A 15,773-nucleotide genomic window follows, 5' to 3' on the forward strand; every position below is an offset into this window, starting at 1 on the left:
CGGCGAGCAATTCCCGAACCTTCGACGGGTACCGGAGCGCCAGGGCCGGGCCCTGCCCCCGGCGGGATCCGGCGCGCGCCGGCCGGTCTCCGGTCAGATCCGGGTCAGGTCGCTGCTGCCCCGGTCGTCGGCGAGCCGCAGCCCGTTGCCCGAGCAGTCGAACGTCTCGGTGAGGTCCGGCAGCTTGTCCGGCCCCGAGCCCTGGTCCACGTCGTCCCTGTAGACGGTGGTGACCAGGGAACTCGATCCGGGCGTCAGGGACAGCTTGCCGTCGACCACCCGCCAGTGGAACGTGCTCGAACCGACGGTGCGGTACTTCACGGAGTGTCCGGCGTCCCACCCCGCGTACCAGACCCCGGTCGCGGGCATGGTCATCGTGCCCGTCCCCCCGGGGTCGAAGGTCATCTTGTACCCCTCGCTGACCAGGTTGACGGTCGTGTTCCCGTCGCGCGGTCGCCCGTCGAGGCGTTGGAGTTTCCAGGTGCCGGGGACGCAGGGCCCGCCGACCAGGGGCCGGTCGACGGGGGCCCCGGGGCTCGGTGCGGCCAGGGCCGGCGGGGGCACGGGGGACAGCGTCGGCGGCGCGGCACCGGTTCCGCCGGTCGGGGCGGACGGGGCGGGCGACGGCGACCCGGTGGGCGCGGAAGGGGTGGCCGGGGTGGAGGCCCGCCGCCCGTCGCCCGGGGCCGAGGACGACGACGTGGTGTACAGGCTGGTCCAGACGACCCCCAGGACGCCGCACACCGCCGTCACGGTCGCGGCCACGATCACCGACCGGGCGTTGATCCTCGCCACCTGCCGGGCCTCGCTCGGTTCCGCCATGCACGACTCCACCGTGATCGACTGTCGGGGGACGGCGGCGCTCGGGCCGCTCGGTTCTCCATCACAGCAGACGGTCGCGCGCGCTGCCGGCTCGTGTCACAAGACGGACACCCGGGCAGGGAACGCCCAGGCGCGGCGGGTGGATGGCGGCGGGGACGGTGCGCTGCAGCCGCACCCGTCCTTGTCCCCGCCACCACTCGGTGTCGGGCTGGCTGCCCATCCACCACCCGGGCCCCCGCCCGGTACATCCCTATCTTCGCTGCCCGGTATGTCATGGTTGGGCGGCAAGTCGGGAAAATGTCAGATCGATCGGGCCGCGCCCGTGGCGCACCGCGTCCGTCGTCCGCTCTGGATAACGACACGTTCCCGGAAGTTGTCACGCCCTCGGCGCGACGGAAGTGCGGCACCAGGCCGACGCGGTCCGGGGCGGCGGACCCGGGCGCCTGGCCGGGCGACGCCCTACAGGCCCGCGACCTGCAACAATCCGTGCACGCCGCTGACCCGCCAGTCCTCACCGGACGCGTCCAGGGCCGCGAGCGTCCCCGGCGCCAGACCCACGACAACCTCACATTTGAGGGTACGCAGCGCCGCCACCGGCCCCGGGAAGTAGCCGACCACGTCCGCGAACGGCGTCAGCGCGGGCCAGTGCGCGTCCCCGACGAGCCGGCGGTAGTTCAGGTCGCCCTTGAACACGGTCAGGCTCGCCGCCGCCCACTCGGCGACCAGGTCCCCGGGCGCGTCGCGGTACCAGCCGGGCGCCCGGTAGTAGTCGTGGGTCCGCAGTGTCCACCGGCCCTCGGCGGCGGCCCGCAGCAACCGGCCGCGCGGCCCCTCCCCCAGCACCGCCAGGCACTCGGCGACATCGGAGGCCAGGGCGTCGGACACGAAGTACGGGTACGGCTTCACGTGCAGCGCCACCCGCTCGCTCCGGCCCGTGGCCAGCAGGTGGTCGACGAGCGCCAGGTCCGCGAGCAGTTCGGCGCCCGCGTTGTCGGCGACCAGGCACAGGGAGGCGCCGAGTCCGGCGTCCAGCGCGGCGCACAACGCCGGGGAGTCGTCCACGACGAGCGAGCCGACGTCGGCCGGGCCGCCGGGCCGCCGGGCCGCCCGATCCGGAAACTCAGGTCGGCCCGGTTGCCCCACACGGCGGCGACCAGCAGCTCCCGCAGCCCGCCGACCGGTTCCGTGGCCGGGCCCCGCCCGGTCCCGCCCGCGCCGGGACGGTCAGCCGCCGCACCCGGGGTGGTCCGCTCCCCCGGCGCTCCCGCGGCCGTCGCGTCCCGGGCCTCGGCCGACTTCAGGTACGCGAACGGGTCCACGCCCCGCCACGGCCCCGGCGCGAAGTACCCGACGGCGTCGAGGAGCCGGCGGTAGAAGTAGCTCTCGGCGAACAGGAACGGCACGTCGAACCAGGAGCGGCCGAAGTACCCGGCGCCCCAGGTCTCCCACCGGTCGGCGTCGGCCGCGTCGGCGGGCAGCCGCCCGATCACCCCGGTAAGCGTCTCGGCGACCAGCGCGTCGAGCGCCCGCCGGGGCCCGGGCCCGTAGGGATGGGCGTCCCGCACGCCGGCGACCAGTTTCGGGTGCCGGTCGTGCAGGACGCTCCACGGGAACGACCCGACCACGGCCGGGGTGACCACGGCGGGTACCGCGCCGGCCCCGCCGGAGGCCCCGGTGGGATCCGCGGGCCGGGCGGAGACCCCGGTGGGATCCGCGGGCCCGGCGGAGGTCACGGTCCGGTCCGCCCGGCTGGCGTACCGGCGGGGTCAGCGGGCGACACGCAGCTCCACCCAGTCGAGGTGCCCGTCCCCGAGCGCCGCGACCGCCGCGACGATCCCGGTCCGCGCCGCGCGCAGCGCCGGGTCCTCGGCCATCACCAGGATGTCGTCGAAGAACCGGTCCACCGCGTCGGGCAGCCCGGCCGACGTCGAGGCCGCGACCAGCCCTGCGAGGTCGACGCCCGGGCTGAGGTCCGCGTGTACCTTGCCGAGGGTGTCGTGCAGGAGCTGCTCGGCGGGCTCGGTGAGCAGCGCGGGGTCGTACGCGGTGGCGGTGCCGGCCGGCACGATCCGGCGGGCACGCTGCAGGGCGGCGGCGAGGCGCAGGAACGACTCCTCGCCGGCCACGGCCGTCAGCTGGCCGAGGACGAGCTCCGCGCGGTGCGGGCGGTCGGCGTGCGGGAGGACCGCGCGGACCCGGTCCACCGGGTACCCCTCGTCGAGGAGCTGCTGTTCGAAGCGGCGGGTCAGGAACTCGCCCACGGCGTCGAGCACGGTCACGTCCACCGGCTGGAGCCGGGCGGCGGCGGCCACGGACTCGGCGAGGGACAGTCCGCCGAGGGCCGGCTGGGACCGGTGCACGCTGATCGCGCCGAGCACGGCGCGGCGCAGGGCGTACGGGTCGCTGCTGCCGGTGGGCAGGCCCACGGTGGCGGCGAGGCCGGTGAGCATGTCCAGCTTGGCGGCCAGGGACAGGATCGCGCCGGGGACGCCGGTGGGCAGCGCGTCGCCGGCCTGCCGGGGCAGCTCGGCCTCGAACAGCGCGCGGGCCACGGCCGGGGTCTCGCCGGCCGCCGTCGCGTACTCCCGGGCCATGACGCCGGCCAGGCTGGTCATCTCGGTGACCATCTGCGAGCCGAGGTCGAACAGCAGCAGCTCGGCGGCGCGGTCCAGGGTGACCCGGTCCTCGCCGGTGACGCCCGCCGCGTCGGCGAGCACGCCGGCCAGGGCGCGGATCCGCCCCGCCCGGTCGGCCACCGAGCCGAGCTTGTCGGTGAAGGTGAGCGTGTGCAGCTTGGCGGCCATGTCGGCGAGCGGGGTGGCCAGGTCGGCGCGGCGGAAGAAGGCCGCGTCCTCGTACCGGGCGCGCAGCACGCCCTCGTTGCCGGCCCGGACCAGGTCGGGGTCGATCGCCCCGTTGGCCACGACGACGAAGTACGGCAGCAGGGTGCCGTCGGCGGCGCGGACCGGCAGGTACCGCTGGTGCTTGCGCATCACGGCCGTGAGGATCTCCTCGGGCAGCTCCAGGTACGCGGGGTCGAACGCGCCGAGCAGCGGGGTGGGCTGCTCGACGAGGTAGCAGATCTGGTCGAGCAGGGCCGCCTCGGCGGTGAGGTCCACGGTGCCGCCGACGGTCTTGGCGAGGGCGAGCGCGCCCTTGGTGACCAGTTCCCAGCGGGCGTCGGGGTTGAGGACGATCCCGGTGGCGGCGAGCTGCGCGGAGTACGTGTCGGCGGAGGTGATGGCCAGGGTCGGCTCGGCGGAGGTCCGGTGCACCCGGGTGTAGCGGTCGGCGGCCAGCGTCGACACGACCACGGGCACGACGTCGGCGCCCCACAGGGCGAGCAGCCAGCGGACCGGCCGACTGAAGGACAGCGACGGGTCGAGCCAGCGCATGTTGCGGCTGCCCCGCAGGCCGGTGACGACCTCGCCGAGCAGTTCGGCGAGCACGACGGGCGCGGTGCGGCCGGGCTCGTCCTTGACGACGGCGAGGTGCTCGGTGCCGGCGATGTCGACCTTGACCAGGTCCTCGACGGCCACGCCCTGCGAGCGGGCGAACCCGGCGGCGGCCGGGGTCACGGTGCCGTCGGGCTTGTACGCGGCGGACACCTTCGGCCCCTTCACCGTGCGGGTCGCGTCCTCCTCGGCGGCGGCGACGCCCTCGACGGTGACGACGAGCCGGCGCGGGGTGGCCAGCGCGTACACGGCGCCGTGCGCGAGGCGGGTGCCGGCGAGCTTCTCGGTGACGGTCTTCGCGAGCCAGTCGCGGTTGGCGCGGGCCTCGGCGGGCGGCAGTTCCTCGACGCCGATCTCGAAGACCAGGGTCTGCGGGCCGGTGCCGGCCGACCGGGTCGTCGAGGGGATCGCGTGCCCGGTGGCGGCGGGCGCGGCGGCCAGCGGCGCGGGCTGGGCGACACCGAGCGGGTGGTCCAGCTCGGCCCGGCGCTGTACCCACAGCTTGGCGACCTCGCCGGACATCCGCCGCATCCGGGCGAACTCGGTGGCCCGGTCGCTGGTGGACACCGCGCCCCGGGAGTCGAGGATGTTGAAGGCCTGCGAGCACTTCAGGATCAGGGTGTGCGCGGGCACGGGCAGCCCGGCGTCGATCATGCGCTGGGCCTCGTCGGCGTAGTGGCCGAGCAGGGCGCGGGCGGTGTCCACGTCGGCGTCGTCGAGGTAGAACCGGGACATCTCATACTCGCCCTGGCCGAACACCTCGCCGTAGGAGATGCCGGGGGCGTAGGCGATGTCCTTGAAGTGGGTGACGTTCTGCTGGGCCATCAGGATGCGTTCGATCCCGTAGGTGATCTCCACCGGCACCGGGTCGAGGTTGAGACCGCCGACCTGCTGGAAGTACGTGAACTGGGTGATCTCCAGCCCGTCGAGCCAGACCTCCCAGCCCAGGCCCCACGCGCCGACGGCCGGCTGCGCCCAGTTGTCCTCGACGAACCGGATGTCGTGCGCGGCGACGTCGACCCCGAGCGCGACGAGCGAGCCCAGGTACAGCTCCTGCGCGTTGCCCGGCTCGGGCTTCAGGATCACCTGGAACTGGGTGTGCGTCTGCAGCCGGTTCGGGTTCTCGCCGTACCGGGCGTCGTCGGGGCGCACCGACGGCTCGACGTAGGCGACCTTCCACGGCTCGGGGCCCAGGACCCGCAGGAACGTCGCCGGGTTGAGGGTGCCCGCGCCGACCTCGGTGTTCATCGGCTGGACCGTGAGGCAGCCCTGCTCGCGCCAGTACTCGGCGAGGCGGGCCAGGGCATCCTGCATGGTCAACGCGGTCACGGGACAAACCTCACAATGGGGTACGGGCGGCGAGCAGCCCTTCCAGCCTAGCCTCGACCGCCGTCCCGCCTCGCTCCCGGTCCGCCGGCCGGGCCCCCGCGACCCGGGGCCGGGCGGGTCCGGACCCCCGCTGGAAGATTTTCCGGTCCCGGTACAACCTCGGCGCGGCCCCGGACGGTGGTTAGGGTGACGCGAGCGACGAGGGAGCACGGGGCATGACGGGCAGTACCGGATTTGACGAGTACGTGGCGACGCGGTCCCCGAGGCTCCTGCGCCTCGCGTACCTGCTCACCCAGGACCACGCCCTGGCCGAGGATCTGGTGCAGACGGCGCTGGTGAAGTCGTGGCCGGCGTGGGGCCGGATCGCCGACGACCCGGAGCCGTACGTGCGCCGCGTGCTCACGAACACGTTCAACTCGTGGTGGCGGCGGCGGTCGCGGGGGGAACGCCCGACGGCCGTCCTGCCCGACCGGCGGTGGACGACCCCGCACGGGGAGGTCGACGACCGCGACGAGGTGTGGCGCGCGCTGGCCCAGTTGCCCCGGCAGCAGCGCGCCGTCCTCGTCCTGCGGTATCTGGAGGATCTCAGCGAGGCCGAGACGGCCGACGCGCTGGGCGTCTCGGTGGGTTCGGTCAAGGGGTACGCGTCGAAGGGGCTGGCCAAGTTGCGCCTGGACCCGGCGCTGCGGCCGTTCCCCGAGCCGGAGATTCCGCCGGGCGGCGACGGGCGGGTGTCGGCGGTGCGCGACCGGATCGGGCGGCGGCGCCGGGGCCGGCTGGCCGTGGCCGGGGCGGCGTGCGCGCTGGTGGTGGCGGTGCTGGTCGGCTACGTCCTCGCGCGCGGCCGCACCGAGGCCCTGCCGCCCACCGGGCCCTCCCCCACGCCGTCGGTCGCGCCCAGTCCGTCGGTCCGGGTCGAGGGCTGGCAGGTCGTCATGGTCGGCGGGGACGACAGGACCCTCACCATCGGGTACGCGACCGGCCCGTTCGACGGCGGGTGCCGCGACGCGGTGGGCGCGCCCGACGTGCGGGAGTCCGCGAGGACGGTCGTCGTGACCGTGCGGCTGGTCGAGGGCGAGCGGTGCGGCTCCGGGGAGGTGAAGGTGACCCTGTCCGCGCCGTTGGCCGGCCGCACGGTCGTCGACGGCACGAAGGACACGCCGCAGCAGGTCCTGCCGGAACGCGCCCTCCCCGTGCCCGGTTTCCCCGCCGACCTGTCCCTCGTGGGCGGTACCCGACGGGCGGGCGACCAAGCGGTGACCGCCTACTACACCCGGCCCGGAGGTCCGGACGTCGTCGTCCGCGCCCTCGCGGGCTTCGGCGAGCCGATGGGGGCGTTCATCGCCGACCGGCGGGTGCACGGGCGCGACGCCGTGGTCCGGGGCTGGGGCGGGATGCTGGTCACGTCCTGGACGGAGGGCGCCTGGAGCATGGAGGTCCAGGTCAAGGCGTCGGAGGGTCAGAGTCCGACCATGGCGGAGATGGATCTGGTGCTGGCCGGGCTGCGCTGGTGACCCGTCCGGGGGTGCCGCACCGGGCTCCGAGCGGCACGTCCGCCCGGCTCCGGCGGAAAGCCGGTTGTGGCCTCCGTTGGGCGTGGCGCGCGATTTAAGCCACTTTTATACGCCCTTTACGTTCCCCTTGAGGTGTCGATCCCGATACTCCGGACTACGGGTGTGCCGGCCGCTGACCCCAACCACCGGCCGGCACACCGTGTCCCCTCAACGACGTGGAGCCCGCATGTACCGACGACTTGCCACCGGGATCGGGGCCCTGCTCCTCGGCACCGCCCTGGCCGCTGTCACCGCCGCCGCCCCCGCGCAGGCCGCGCCCCAGGCCACCGGGCTGAACGCGACCATCGCGCTGAACAACTGCTCGGCCTCCCTGGTGCGCTTCCCCGGCTCGGTGGACGCCGACCGGGCCCTGATGCTCACGAACGGGCACTGCTACGAGGGCGGCATGCCGGGCGCGGGTGTCGTGCTCCAGAACAAGCCGAGCACCCGGTCGGGCAGCCTGCTCAACGACGCCGGTACCGCGCTGGGCACCGTGAAGGCCGACACCCTGCTGTACGCGACGATGACCGGCACCGACGTCTCCCTGTACCGGCTGACCACCACGTTCGCTGCGATCAAGTCGAGCTACGGCGTGACCGCGATGACGATCAAGGCCGACCACCCGGCGGACGGAATCGCCACCACGATCCCGTCCTCGTACTGGAAGCAGACGTGGAACTGTTCGATCAACGGGTTCGTGCCGACGCTGCGCGAGGACGCGTGGACGATGCGCGACTCGATCCGGTACAACGCCGGGTGCGACACCAAGCACGGCACGTCCGGCTCGCCGATCCTGGACAGCGCCCGCAACGTCGTCGGGATCAACAACACCGGCAACGACGACGGCGAGATGTGCACCATGAACAACCCGTGTGAGGTGGCCGCCGACGGCACCACCACGGCGACCAAGGGCCAGAGCTACGGCCAGCAGACGTACTGGTTCACCACCTGCGTGAACTCCGGCCGCCAGCTCGACCTGACCGTGTCCGGCTGCCTGCTGCCCGGCGCGACCCCGCCGACCGGCAACTGCACGGCCGCCCAGGTCGTCGGCAACGGCGGCTTCGAGTCGACCTCCGCCACCCCGTGGACGGCGTCGACGGGCGTGATCCGGGCCGGTAGCACCGCGCAGCCGACCCACGGCGGCACGAAGCTCGCGCTGCTCGGCGGCAAGGGCAGCACCAACACGACCACCGCCTCGCAGTCCGTGGCCGTGCCGGCCGGCTGCTCGACGTACACCCTGTCGTACTACCTGCACATCGACACGAAGGAGACCAGCAACACCGTGTACGACAAGCTCACGGTGAAGGTCGGCTCGACGACGCTGGCGACCTACAGCAACGCGAACAAGGCCAGCGGGTACGCGCTGCGCACCCTCGACCTGAAGGCGTACGCCGGCCAGACCGTGACGCTCACGTTCACCGGGACCGAGGACTCCAGCCTCGCGACCAACTTCGTCCTCGACGACGTGGCGCTCAACGTCAGCTGACCGGGCGGGGAGACAGGGGCGGGCACCCGAGGGGTGGCCGCCCCTGTCGCACAGGTGGAACGCGGCAGTCAGGGGCAGGCCGCGTCCGTGCCCGGTACGCCGACGGCGACCCAGGACGCGCGGACCGCCTTGTGTTCCACGGAGCACCGGCCGTACAGGTCCGCCGCCGCGGCGAGTGTGCCGGTCCGGGTCGTCCGGTAGGTGGCCGAACTCGTGAGGTAGTAGTTCAGCGCGCGGTACCAGATCTTGCCGGCGGTGGCCCGGCCGATCCCGGTGACGGCCGGCGCGCCGGCGCACACCGGTGACGTGCCGTACGGCGTGACCCCGGTGCCCTCCGCCAGGGCGAAGAAGGCGTGGTTGCCGACCCCGGACCCCTGGAACGGCGGGTGGCTCGCGGTCAGGGTCGACCAGCACGTGTCGGAGTACCCGTCGAGCCCCGGGTTGTAGAGGTAGTGGAAGACCGTTCCGGTGCGCTCGCCCTCCGTGTAGTCCGGCGGGTCGGCCGGATGCGCGGCGCCGAACTCGACGAGGGTGCCGAAGATGTCCGACGTGGACTCGTTGAGCGCCCCGGACTCCCCCGACACGCCCAGCCCGATCATCGCCTCGGTGACGGCGTGCACGAGCTCGTGGGCGAGCAGGTCCAGGGGCAGCCCGCCCGAACTGGCGGACTCGACGACGAACTGGCTGCCGTTGCGGTACACCCGGTTGGTGGTGGACATCCGCACGCACGCCGCGGCGCCGGTGCCGTTGTTGAGGATCCCCGACCGGGCGTGGTTCACCTTGTAGTAGTCCCAGAACTGGCCGAGCACGTAGTGCACGTCGGCGGCGACGGTCCGGATGTCGGCCGGATTCCGGGTGCCGAACGAGGACGTGGCGCTCCCGATCACCTGCTGGGTCGTGCAGTCCGTCGTGCGGGTGTTGCCCCGGAGCGGATCGCGCAGGTAGTAGGTGGCCCCGACGTAGTCGACGCCGAGGGTGGTGTTGTCGTAGTGGTAGCCGTGCCCGACGCCCGCCGCCGGGATCGCGTGGGCGGTGCCCGGCGCGACCAGCAGTGCGGCGACCAGGGCGAGCACGAGCGGGATGGCGCGTCTCACGAAAGCTCCCTCCGACACGCATCATTCGATACTCATCAATGTATCGGGCGGAGGGTCGCCGGCGGGGTGCCAGATCCCGGCGCGATGGCCGGTTCAGTCGGTGACGGCGATCGCGTCGACCTCGATCAGGTAGCCCGGCGCGGCCAGCGTCTGCACCCCGAGCAGGGTGTCCGTGGGCCTGTGGTCGCCGAACACCGCGACCCGGGCCGCCTCGATGACCGGCAGGTACTCCCGGCGGTGGCCGACGACGTAGATGCCGATCCTGGTGACCTGGTCCGGTCGGGCCCCGGCGGCGGCCAGGGCGCGGGCGAGATTGGCGAACACCTGCCGGGCCTGGGCCGCCAGGTCGCCGGGAGCGACGAGGTTGCCGTCGCGGTCGTCGGACATCTGCCCGGCGACGAACACCAGCCGGCCGCCGGTCGCGACGACCACGTGGGAATAGGTCTCGGGCCTGTCCAGGCCGTCGGGTTGGATGATTTCGAGGGACATCGGAGCGAACCCTTCGTCGGTCGGTGTGGCGCGGGGAACAGCCCGGCGGGTCAGGCTCCGTCGCGCAGGGTCTGGGTGATCGCGTCGAGGGTGGCCAGCCGGGTCGAGGCCGACAGGCGCGCGGCGGTGGCGACCAGGAGCAGTTCGGTCACGGCCACCTCGTGGGTGAGCGGCGCGACGGGGCCGGCCGCGTCCCGGGGCAGTCGGATCAGCAGCTCCGCGTCCCCCGCGAGCGGCGACTCCCAGGCGTCGGTGACGAGGAGCAGCCGGGCCCGGCGGGTGCGGGCGGCGCGGACGAACCGGGCGGTGGCCGCCGAGTACCGGCGGAAGTCGTAGGCCACCACCAGGTCGGCGGGCCCCAGGTCGAGCAGGATCCGGGCCTGTTCGGAGGTGGGGTCGGGCACGGCGCGCACGCCGGGGCGCAGGGCCGACAGCTGCCGGACCAGGTACTCGGCGGCCAGCCCGCTCAGGGGGCCGCCCACGCCCCACACCTGGCCGGCCTCCGCCAGCAGGGTCGCCGCGCTGGACAGCAGCGGCCCGGTCATGGCCGCCAGGGTGCCGTCCAGCCCGGCCCGCAGGTCCTCGGCGGCGCTGTGGGGGTCGGGGAGTTCGGCGACGAACGCGTGCAGGCGCGAGCGGTCGTGGTCGCGCGCGGCCGCCCGCACGGTGGCCTGGAAGGCGGCGAAGCTGGCGTAGCCCAGGCGGGCCACCAGTCGCGACGCGGTCGGCGCGCTGACCCCGGCGCGGTCGGCGAGGGTGCGCAGGGAGCCGAGGGCCGCGAAGGGGTGGTCGTCGAGCAGGACGCGGGCCACGGCCTGCTCGCCGTGCGGGAGCGTGGCGTAGACCTCGGCGAGGTGGGCCTGCACCGGACGGGTCGTCATACTGACGAATGTTACATGTGACTCGGGGTTCCATGAAATCTGAAACGAATGTTATGTTCGCACCATGAGTTCGTGGCAAGGGCTGATCGACAGCCCGTACCGACGCTGGCTTCCCGTCCCCGACACCGCCCCGGCCGTCTCCCTGCACGAGGGCGCCACCCCGCTGCTCCGCTCGGCGCACCTGTCCGCCGCGACGGACTGCGAGGTGTGGCTCAAGGTCGAGGGCGCCAACCCCACCGGCTCCTTCAAGGACCGGGGCATGACGATCGCCGTCACCGTGGCCGCCGCGACCGGGGTGCGGTCCGTCATCTGCGCCTCCACCGGCAACACCAGCGCCTCGGCGGCCGCCTACGCCGCCCGCGCGGGGCTCGAAGCCGTCGTGCTCGTCCCCCGGGGCCGGATCGCGCTCGGGAAACTGGCCCAGGCCATCCGGTACGGCGCGCGGATCGTCGAGCTCGAGGGCACGTTCGACGACTGCCTGCGGGTCACCCGCGAGCTCGCGGCGCACCACCCGGCCGCGCTCGTCAACTCGGTCGGCAACGAGCTGCGGCTCGCCGGCCAGCGCACCGTCTCCTACGAGATCGTCGACGCCCTGGGCCGGGCCCCCGACATCCACTGCCTGCCCGTCGGCAACGGCGGGAACATCACCGCCACCTGGGGCGGCTACCAGAACTACGCGAAGGAGGGCCTGGCCGCGACCCTCCCCCGGATCTGGGGCTTCCAGGCCGCCGGCGCCGCACCGCTCGTGCACGGGACACCCGTCCCGAACCCGACGACGCGGGCCACCGCGATCCGGGTCGGCCACCCCGCCACCTGGGACGGGGCGATCGCCGCCCGCGACGATTCCGGCGGGCTGATCGCGGCGGTCACCGACGAGGAGATCTTCGACGCGTACCGCGCCGTCGCCCACCGCGACGGGGTGTTCGCCGAACCGGCCTCCGCCGCCGGGATCGCCGGCCTGCTCCGGGAGCACGCCGCCGGGCGGCTCACCGCGGGGCAGACGGTGGTGATCACGCTCAGCGGCAACGGCCTCAAGGACACCGAAGCCTCACTGCACGACGGGTACGAGCCCACGGAGACGTCCGCCGCGACCTCCGACGTCGCCAGGGCGCTCGGCTGGGACTCCTGAACGGACCGGTGCGCCTCGTCGGTCACGGCCGCCCGTCCGACGTGTCGCGGCGCGGGCGGCGGTAGCCGCGACCGATCAGCGCGTACCCCAGGCCGAAGGCGCCGAGCGCGGCGGCGGCGACCAGGAGCTGGACCGACCAGTGCCGGGGCCACCACCCGATCGCGCCGTTCGCGTCCAGTCGGGCGATGGCCCGCAGCACGAAGAAGACGACCACGGCCGTGACCCCGGCGCCCACGAGCCACGACCTCGGGCGCGCCGGCTCCTGGACGTCCCGGTCCTCGCTGTCGCGTGTCATGCGCCCATCATCACCCGCGGAATCCGGCCCGACCCGACCCCGACGGATGGTTCGGCCTCACCCTGCGGCAGGACCCGGCCTCGTGCTCCGTGAGGACCGGGCACGGGTCGCGAGGTGCGGGTCCTCGCGGAGCCGGAGTCGTGCCGGGTCGCCGCGTCCGCCGGGTGCCGGTCTTCGCGGAGCCGACGTAGCCCCGGGCCGCCACCTCAGCCGGGTGTCTGCCTTCGCGGAGCCGAAGTTGCGCCGAGTCGTCGCGTCCGCCGGGCACTGCCAGCGGGCTGAGCGCACGGCCCGTGCCCGCCCACCCGTCCGCTACCGCGCCGACCGGTCGTCGTCCCGCTCACAACGGCGGATCCGTCAGTCGATGTCCTCGGGAGCCGACCGGGCGAGGGTCGCCAGGGTCGCCAGGGCCTGGGCCAGGACGTCCAGCGGCGGGGACGCGAGGCCGAGGCGTACCGCGTTCGGGGTCCGGTGCGGCGCCGCCGTGAACGCCGAGCCGACCGTGACCGCGATGCCGCGCCGGGCCGCCGCGCCGGCGAACACCTCGGGCCGCCAGCGTCGGGGCAGCTCCCACCAGCAGAGGTACGCGCCCGGGGCGGTGCGCACGCCCAGCCCGCCCAGCAGGGTGCGGACCAGGTCCTGCCGGGCCCGGGCGTCCGCGCGCTTGGCCGCCTCGACCGCTGCGAGGGTGCCGTCGGCGATCCACCGGGTCGCGGCGTCCAGGGCGAACCGCTGCGGGGTCCACGCGCCCGACCGCAGCGCCTCGGCGAGCCGGTCGGTCAGGTGGGGCGGGGCGACCGCGAAGCCCGTGGTCAGGCCGGGGGCGAGGCGTTTGGAGAGGCTGTCGACCAGGATCGTGTGGTCGGGGGCGAGGGCCGCCAGCGGGGTGGCGGCCGGGTCCAGGTAGGACCAGACGGCGTCCTCGATCAGGCGCAGGTCCAGCCGGCCGGCGAGGTCGGCGAGGTCGGACCGGCGGGCGCCGGACATCGTGACGCAGAGCGGGTTGTGCAGCGTGGGTTGCAGGTAGACGGCGTGCAGGCCGCCCGCCCGGTGCGCGGCGGCGACCCCGTCGGGGCGCAGGCCGTCGTCGTCGACGGGGAGCGGGACGAGGGTGACGCCCAGCCGGCCGGCCAGGGCGCGGACGACCGGGTACGTGAACTCCTCGACGCCGAGCCGGCCGCCGGGCGGGACGAGCGCGGCGACCGCCCCGGCGATGGCCTGCCGGCCGCTGCCGGCGAACAGGATCCGGCCCCCGTCCGGGGTCCAGCCCGATCGGGTCAGGGCGTGCGCGGCGGCGGCCCTGGCCCCGGGCGTGCCGGCGACCCCGACCGGGCGGAGCGCGGCGGCGAGGACGTCGGGGCGGAGCAGCGGGGCGAGGTCGGCGGCGAGGGGCGCGAACTGTCCGGGCACGGCCGGGACGCTCAGCTCCAGGTCCACCGGCTGGTCGGCGGGCTCGCCGAGGGCCGCGAACTCCCCGGCGGCGCGGACGAACGTGCCCCGCCCCACCTCGCCGGTGACGAGGCCGCGACGGACCAATTCGCGGTACACCCGGTGCACCGTGGAGGGAGCCAGCCCGTGCTCGCGGGCGAACGCGCGCTGGGTCGGCAACCGGTCACCCGGCCGGAGCCGGCCGCCGTCGATGTCGGCCGCGACGGCGTCGGCGACGTTCCGGTAGTCCCGCACCCGCACTCCTCCAGGCAATCCGACATTGCACCGAGAACAATATCAGCATTGCATCGAGTCGCCCGGCTGACCTAGGGTCGAACCATGATCGGAACCCACGCGCTGCTGGGGGTCGCGGCGGTGTCCCTGGGCATGGTCCTCACCCCCGGGCCGAACATGATCTACGTCGTGTCCCGCAGTGTCACCCAGGGCCGCCGGGCCGGCGCGATCTCCCTGGCCGGGGTCGCGGTCGGCTTCGGCGTCTACCTCACGGCCACCGCCCTCGGGCTGTCCGTGGTGTTCGTCGCGGTCCCCCAGCTGTACCTGGCGGTCAAACTCGCCGGCGCCGCGTACCTGCTGTGGCTCGCGTGGCAGGCGGTGCGGCCCGGCGGGGTCACGGCGTTCGCGCCCGGCGAGCTGGCGCACGACCCGCCGCGCCGGCTGTTCGCGATGGGCCTGCTGACGAACCTGCTCAACCCGAAGGCGGCCGTGCTCTACCTGACCCTGATCCCGCAGTTCCTGGACCCGGCCGCCGGGAACCTCCTCGCCCAGGGGTTCGTGCTCGGCGCCGTGCAGATCTCGGTCAGCCTCACGGTCAACCTGGCCCTGGTGCTGACGGCCGGCGTGGTCGCGACGTTCCTGGCCCGGCGTCCGCGCTGGTTGCGGACCCAGCGGTACGTGACGGGAACCGTGCTCGGCGCGCTCGCCTGCAAGCTCGCGACCGACTCGTCCCGGGCTGCCGTCGCGTGAGGTTGGTGGCGGCGCCCCGGCCGGGCGGGGCGGACGGGGCGCCGCGCCAGCTTCAGTGCCCGGCCAGCTCCGGGTTGACGATGTTGCGGCCGAGTCCGCCGTCGACCCCGAGTTCCACCCCGGTGGTGAACGTCGCCTCGAACGCCAGGAACAGTGCCGCCTCGGCCACCTCCCCGGCGTCCCCGACCCTGCCCATCGGGGTCAGCGCGGCACCTTCGGCCTCGAAGGCCGCCACGACCTCGGCGGGCGCGTCGGTCACGCCCATGCTCGGGGTGCGGATGAAGCCGGGGCTCACCGCGTTCACCCGGATCCCGCGGGGCAGTAGCTCCGAGGCGAACACCTTGGCGAACGCCCCGGCGGCGGCCTTCGAGCCGGAGTAGACACTCATGGTCGGGAAGCCGCCCAGGTTCGTGACGGCGGTGGTGAACACGATCGAGCCGCCGTCGGCGACCAGCGGGGCGAGCCGTTGCACGGTGAAGAACGCGCCCTTCGCGTTCACGTTGAAGATCCAGTCGTAGGTGGCCTCGGTGACCTCCCCGAACGGTTCGAGCACCGACACGCCCGCGTTGACGAACAGCGCGTCGACGGCGCCGAACCGGTCCCGGACGCACGCCGCGAGCGCCGCGATGTCGGCCAGGCTCCCGGCGTCGGAGCGCAGCACGTGCGCGCCGGGGCCGAGCAGCCGTCCGGCCTCCGCCAGCCGCTGCTCGTCGCGCCCGGTCAGCACGACCTCCGCCCCGCCGGCCACGAGCCGCTCCGCGATCGCGAGCCCCATCCCGACGGTGCCACCGGTGATGACGACCCTCTTTCCCTGGTACCGCGTCATGG

The 15,773-nt window shown here is 74.3% G+C and carries 13 protein-coding genes and 1 pseudogene; 4 read left to right on the forward strand and 10 right to left on the reverse strand.

The annotated features are described in order from the left end of the window. Positions 1–93 precede the first annotated feature (93 nt). The 4 genes and pseudogenes from AB0M43_RS01040 to AB0M43_RS01055 form a co-directional block, all read right to left on the reverse strand. The gene (locus AB0M43_RS01040) at positions 94–822 is read right to left on the reverse strand and encodes a hypothetical protein (protein WP_363719919.1); all 729 of its coding nucleotides are present in this window, start codon (positions 820–822) and stop codon (positions 94–96) included. A 459-nt stretch (positions 823–1,281) separates the two neighbouring features. Continuing rightward, positions 1,282–1,965 (reverse strand): ARMT1-like domain-containing protein, encoded by a 684-nt coding sequence (locus tag AB0M43_RS01045; protein ID WP_363719921.1) that lies wholly within the window; start codon positions 1,963–1,965, stop codon positions 1,282–1,284. Further along, positions 1,947–2,555 (reverse strand): annotated as a pseudogene (locus tag AB0M43_RS01050) (ARMT1-like domain-containing protein); the annotation flags it as partial. The pseudogene AB0M43_RS01050 and the gene AB0M43_RS01045, both read right to left, overlap by 19 nt. 33 nt (positions 2,556–2,588) lie before the next feature. Next, positions 2,589–5,606 carry a glycine--tRNA ligase gene (locus tag AB0M43_RS01055; protein WP_363719924.1) on the reverse strand — a complete coding sequence of 1,006 codons (3,018 nt, stop codon included), beginning with the start codon at positions 5,604–5,606 and terminating at the stop codon, positions 2,589–2,591. Positions 5,607–5,821: 215 nt separating this feature from the next. Here AB0M43_RS01055 and AB0M43_RS01060 point away from each other — a divergent pair, with 215 nt between their 5' ends. Beyond that, the gene (locus tag AB0M43_RS01060; RefSeq protein ID WP_363719926.1) at positions 5,822–7,120 is read left to right on the forward strand and encodes a SigE family RNA polymerase sigma factor; all 1,299 of its coding nucleotides are present in this window, start codon (positions 5,822–5,824) and stop codon (positions 7,118–7,120) included. Positions 7,121–7,346: 226 nt separating this feature from the next. Then, positions 7,347–8,645: a trypsin-like peptidase domain-containing protein gene (locus AB0M43_RS01065; protein ID WP_363719928.1), complete on the forward strand. Its 1,299-nt coding sequence runs from the start codon at positions 7,347–7,349 to the stop codon at positions 8,643–8,645. A 68-nt stretch (positions 8,646–8,713) separates the two neighbouring features. On the opposite strand, the gene AB0M43_RS01070 is transcribed toward AB0M43_RS01065, so the two are convergent. From AB0M43_RS01070 to AB0M43_RS01080, 3 genes are all read right to left on the reverse strand, one after another. Beyond that, complete coding sequence (locus AB0M43_RS01070) at positions 8,714–9,739, reverse strand: M4 family metallopeptidase (protein WP_363719930.1); 1,026 nt, start codon at positions 9,737–9,739, stop codon at positions 8,714–8,716. Positions 9,740–9,832: 93 nt separating this feature from the next. Then, the gene (locus tag AB0M43_RS01075; protein WP_363719932.1) at positions 9,833–10,228 is read right to left on the reverse strand and encodes a RidA family protein; all 396 of its coding nucleotides are present in this window, start codon (positions 10,226–10,228) and stop codon (positions 9,833–9,835) included. A gap of 50 nt (positions 10,229–10,278) precedes the next feature. Continuing rightward, positions 10,279–11,109, reverse strand: coding sequence for a MurR/RpiR family transcriptional regulator (locus AB0M43_RS01080; protein ID WP_363719934.1), 831 nt, complete (start codon positions 11,107–11,109; stop codon positions 10,279–10,281). Positions 11,110–11,173: 64 nt separating this feature from the next. Between AB0M43_RS01080 and thrC the strand changes: the two genes are divergently transcribed. Beyond that, complete coding sequence (thrC, locus tag AB0M43_RS01085; protein WP_363719936.1) at positions 11,174–12,238, forward strand: threonine synthase; 1,065 nt, start codon at positions 11,174–11,176, stop codon at positions 12,236–12,238. A gap of 22 nt (positions 12,239–12,260) precedes the next feature. Here thrC and AB0M43_RS01090 read toward each other — a convergent pair whose 3' ends face one another. Then, positions 12,261–12,533: a hypothetical protein gene (locus AB0M43_RS01090; RefSeq protein WP_363719938.1), complete on the reverse strand. Its 273-nt coding sequence runs from the start codon at positions 12,531–12,533 to the stop codon at positions 12,261–12,263. 357 nt (positions 12,534–12,890) lie between these two features. Next, the gene (locus tag AB0M43_RS01095) at positions 12,891–14,216 is read right to left on the reverse strand and encodes a PLP-dependent aminotransferase family protein (protein ID WP_363719940.1); all 1,326 of its coding nucleotides are present in this window, start codon (positions 14,214–14,216) and stop codon (positions 12,891–12,893) included. A gap of 84 nt (positions 14,217–14,300) precedes the next feature. Here AB0M43_RS01095 and AB0M43_RS01100 point away from each other — a divergent pair, with 84 nt between their 5' ends. Beyond that, positions 14,301–14,945, forward strand: coding sequence for a LysE family translocator (locus AB0M43_RS01100; protein ID WP_363719942.1), 645 nt, complete (start codon positions 14,301–14,303; stop codon positions 14,943–14,945). A gap of 52 nt (positions 14,946–14,997) precedes the next feature. Here the strand turns inward: AB0M43_RS01100 and AB0M43_RS01105 are convergent, their stop codons facing one another. Next, positions 14,998–15,771, reverse strand: coding sequence for an SDR family oxidoreductase (locus AB0M43_RS01105; RefSeq protein ID WP_363719944.1), 774 nt, complete (start codon positions 15,769–15,771; stop codon positions 14,998–15,000). Positions 15,772–15,773: the final 2 nt, after the last annotated feature.

It is taken from the genome of Longispora sp. NPDC051575 (genome assembly GCF_040681875.1).
Lineage (GTDB): Bacteria > Actinomycetota > Actinomycetes > Mycobacteriales > Micromonosporaceae > Longispora.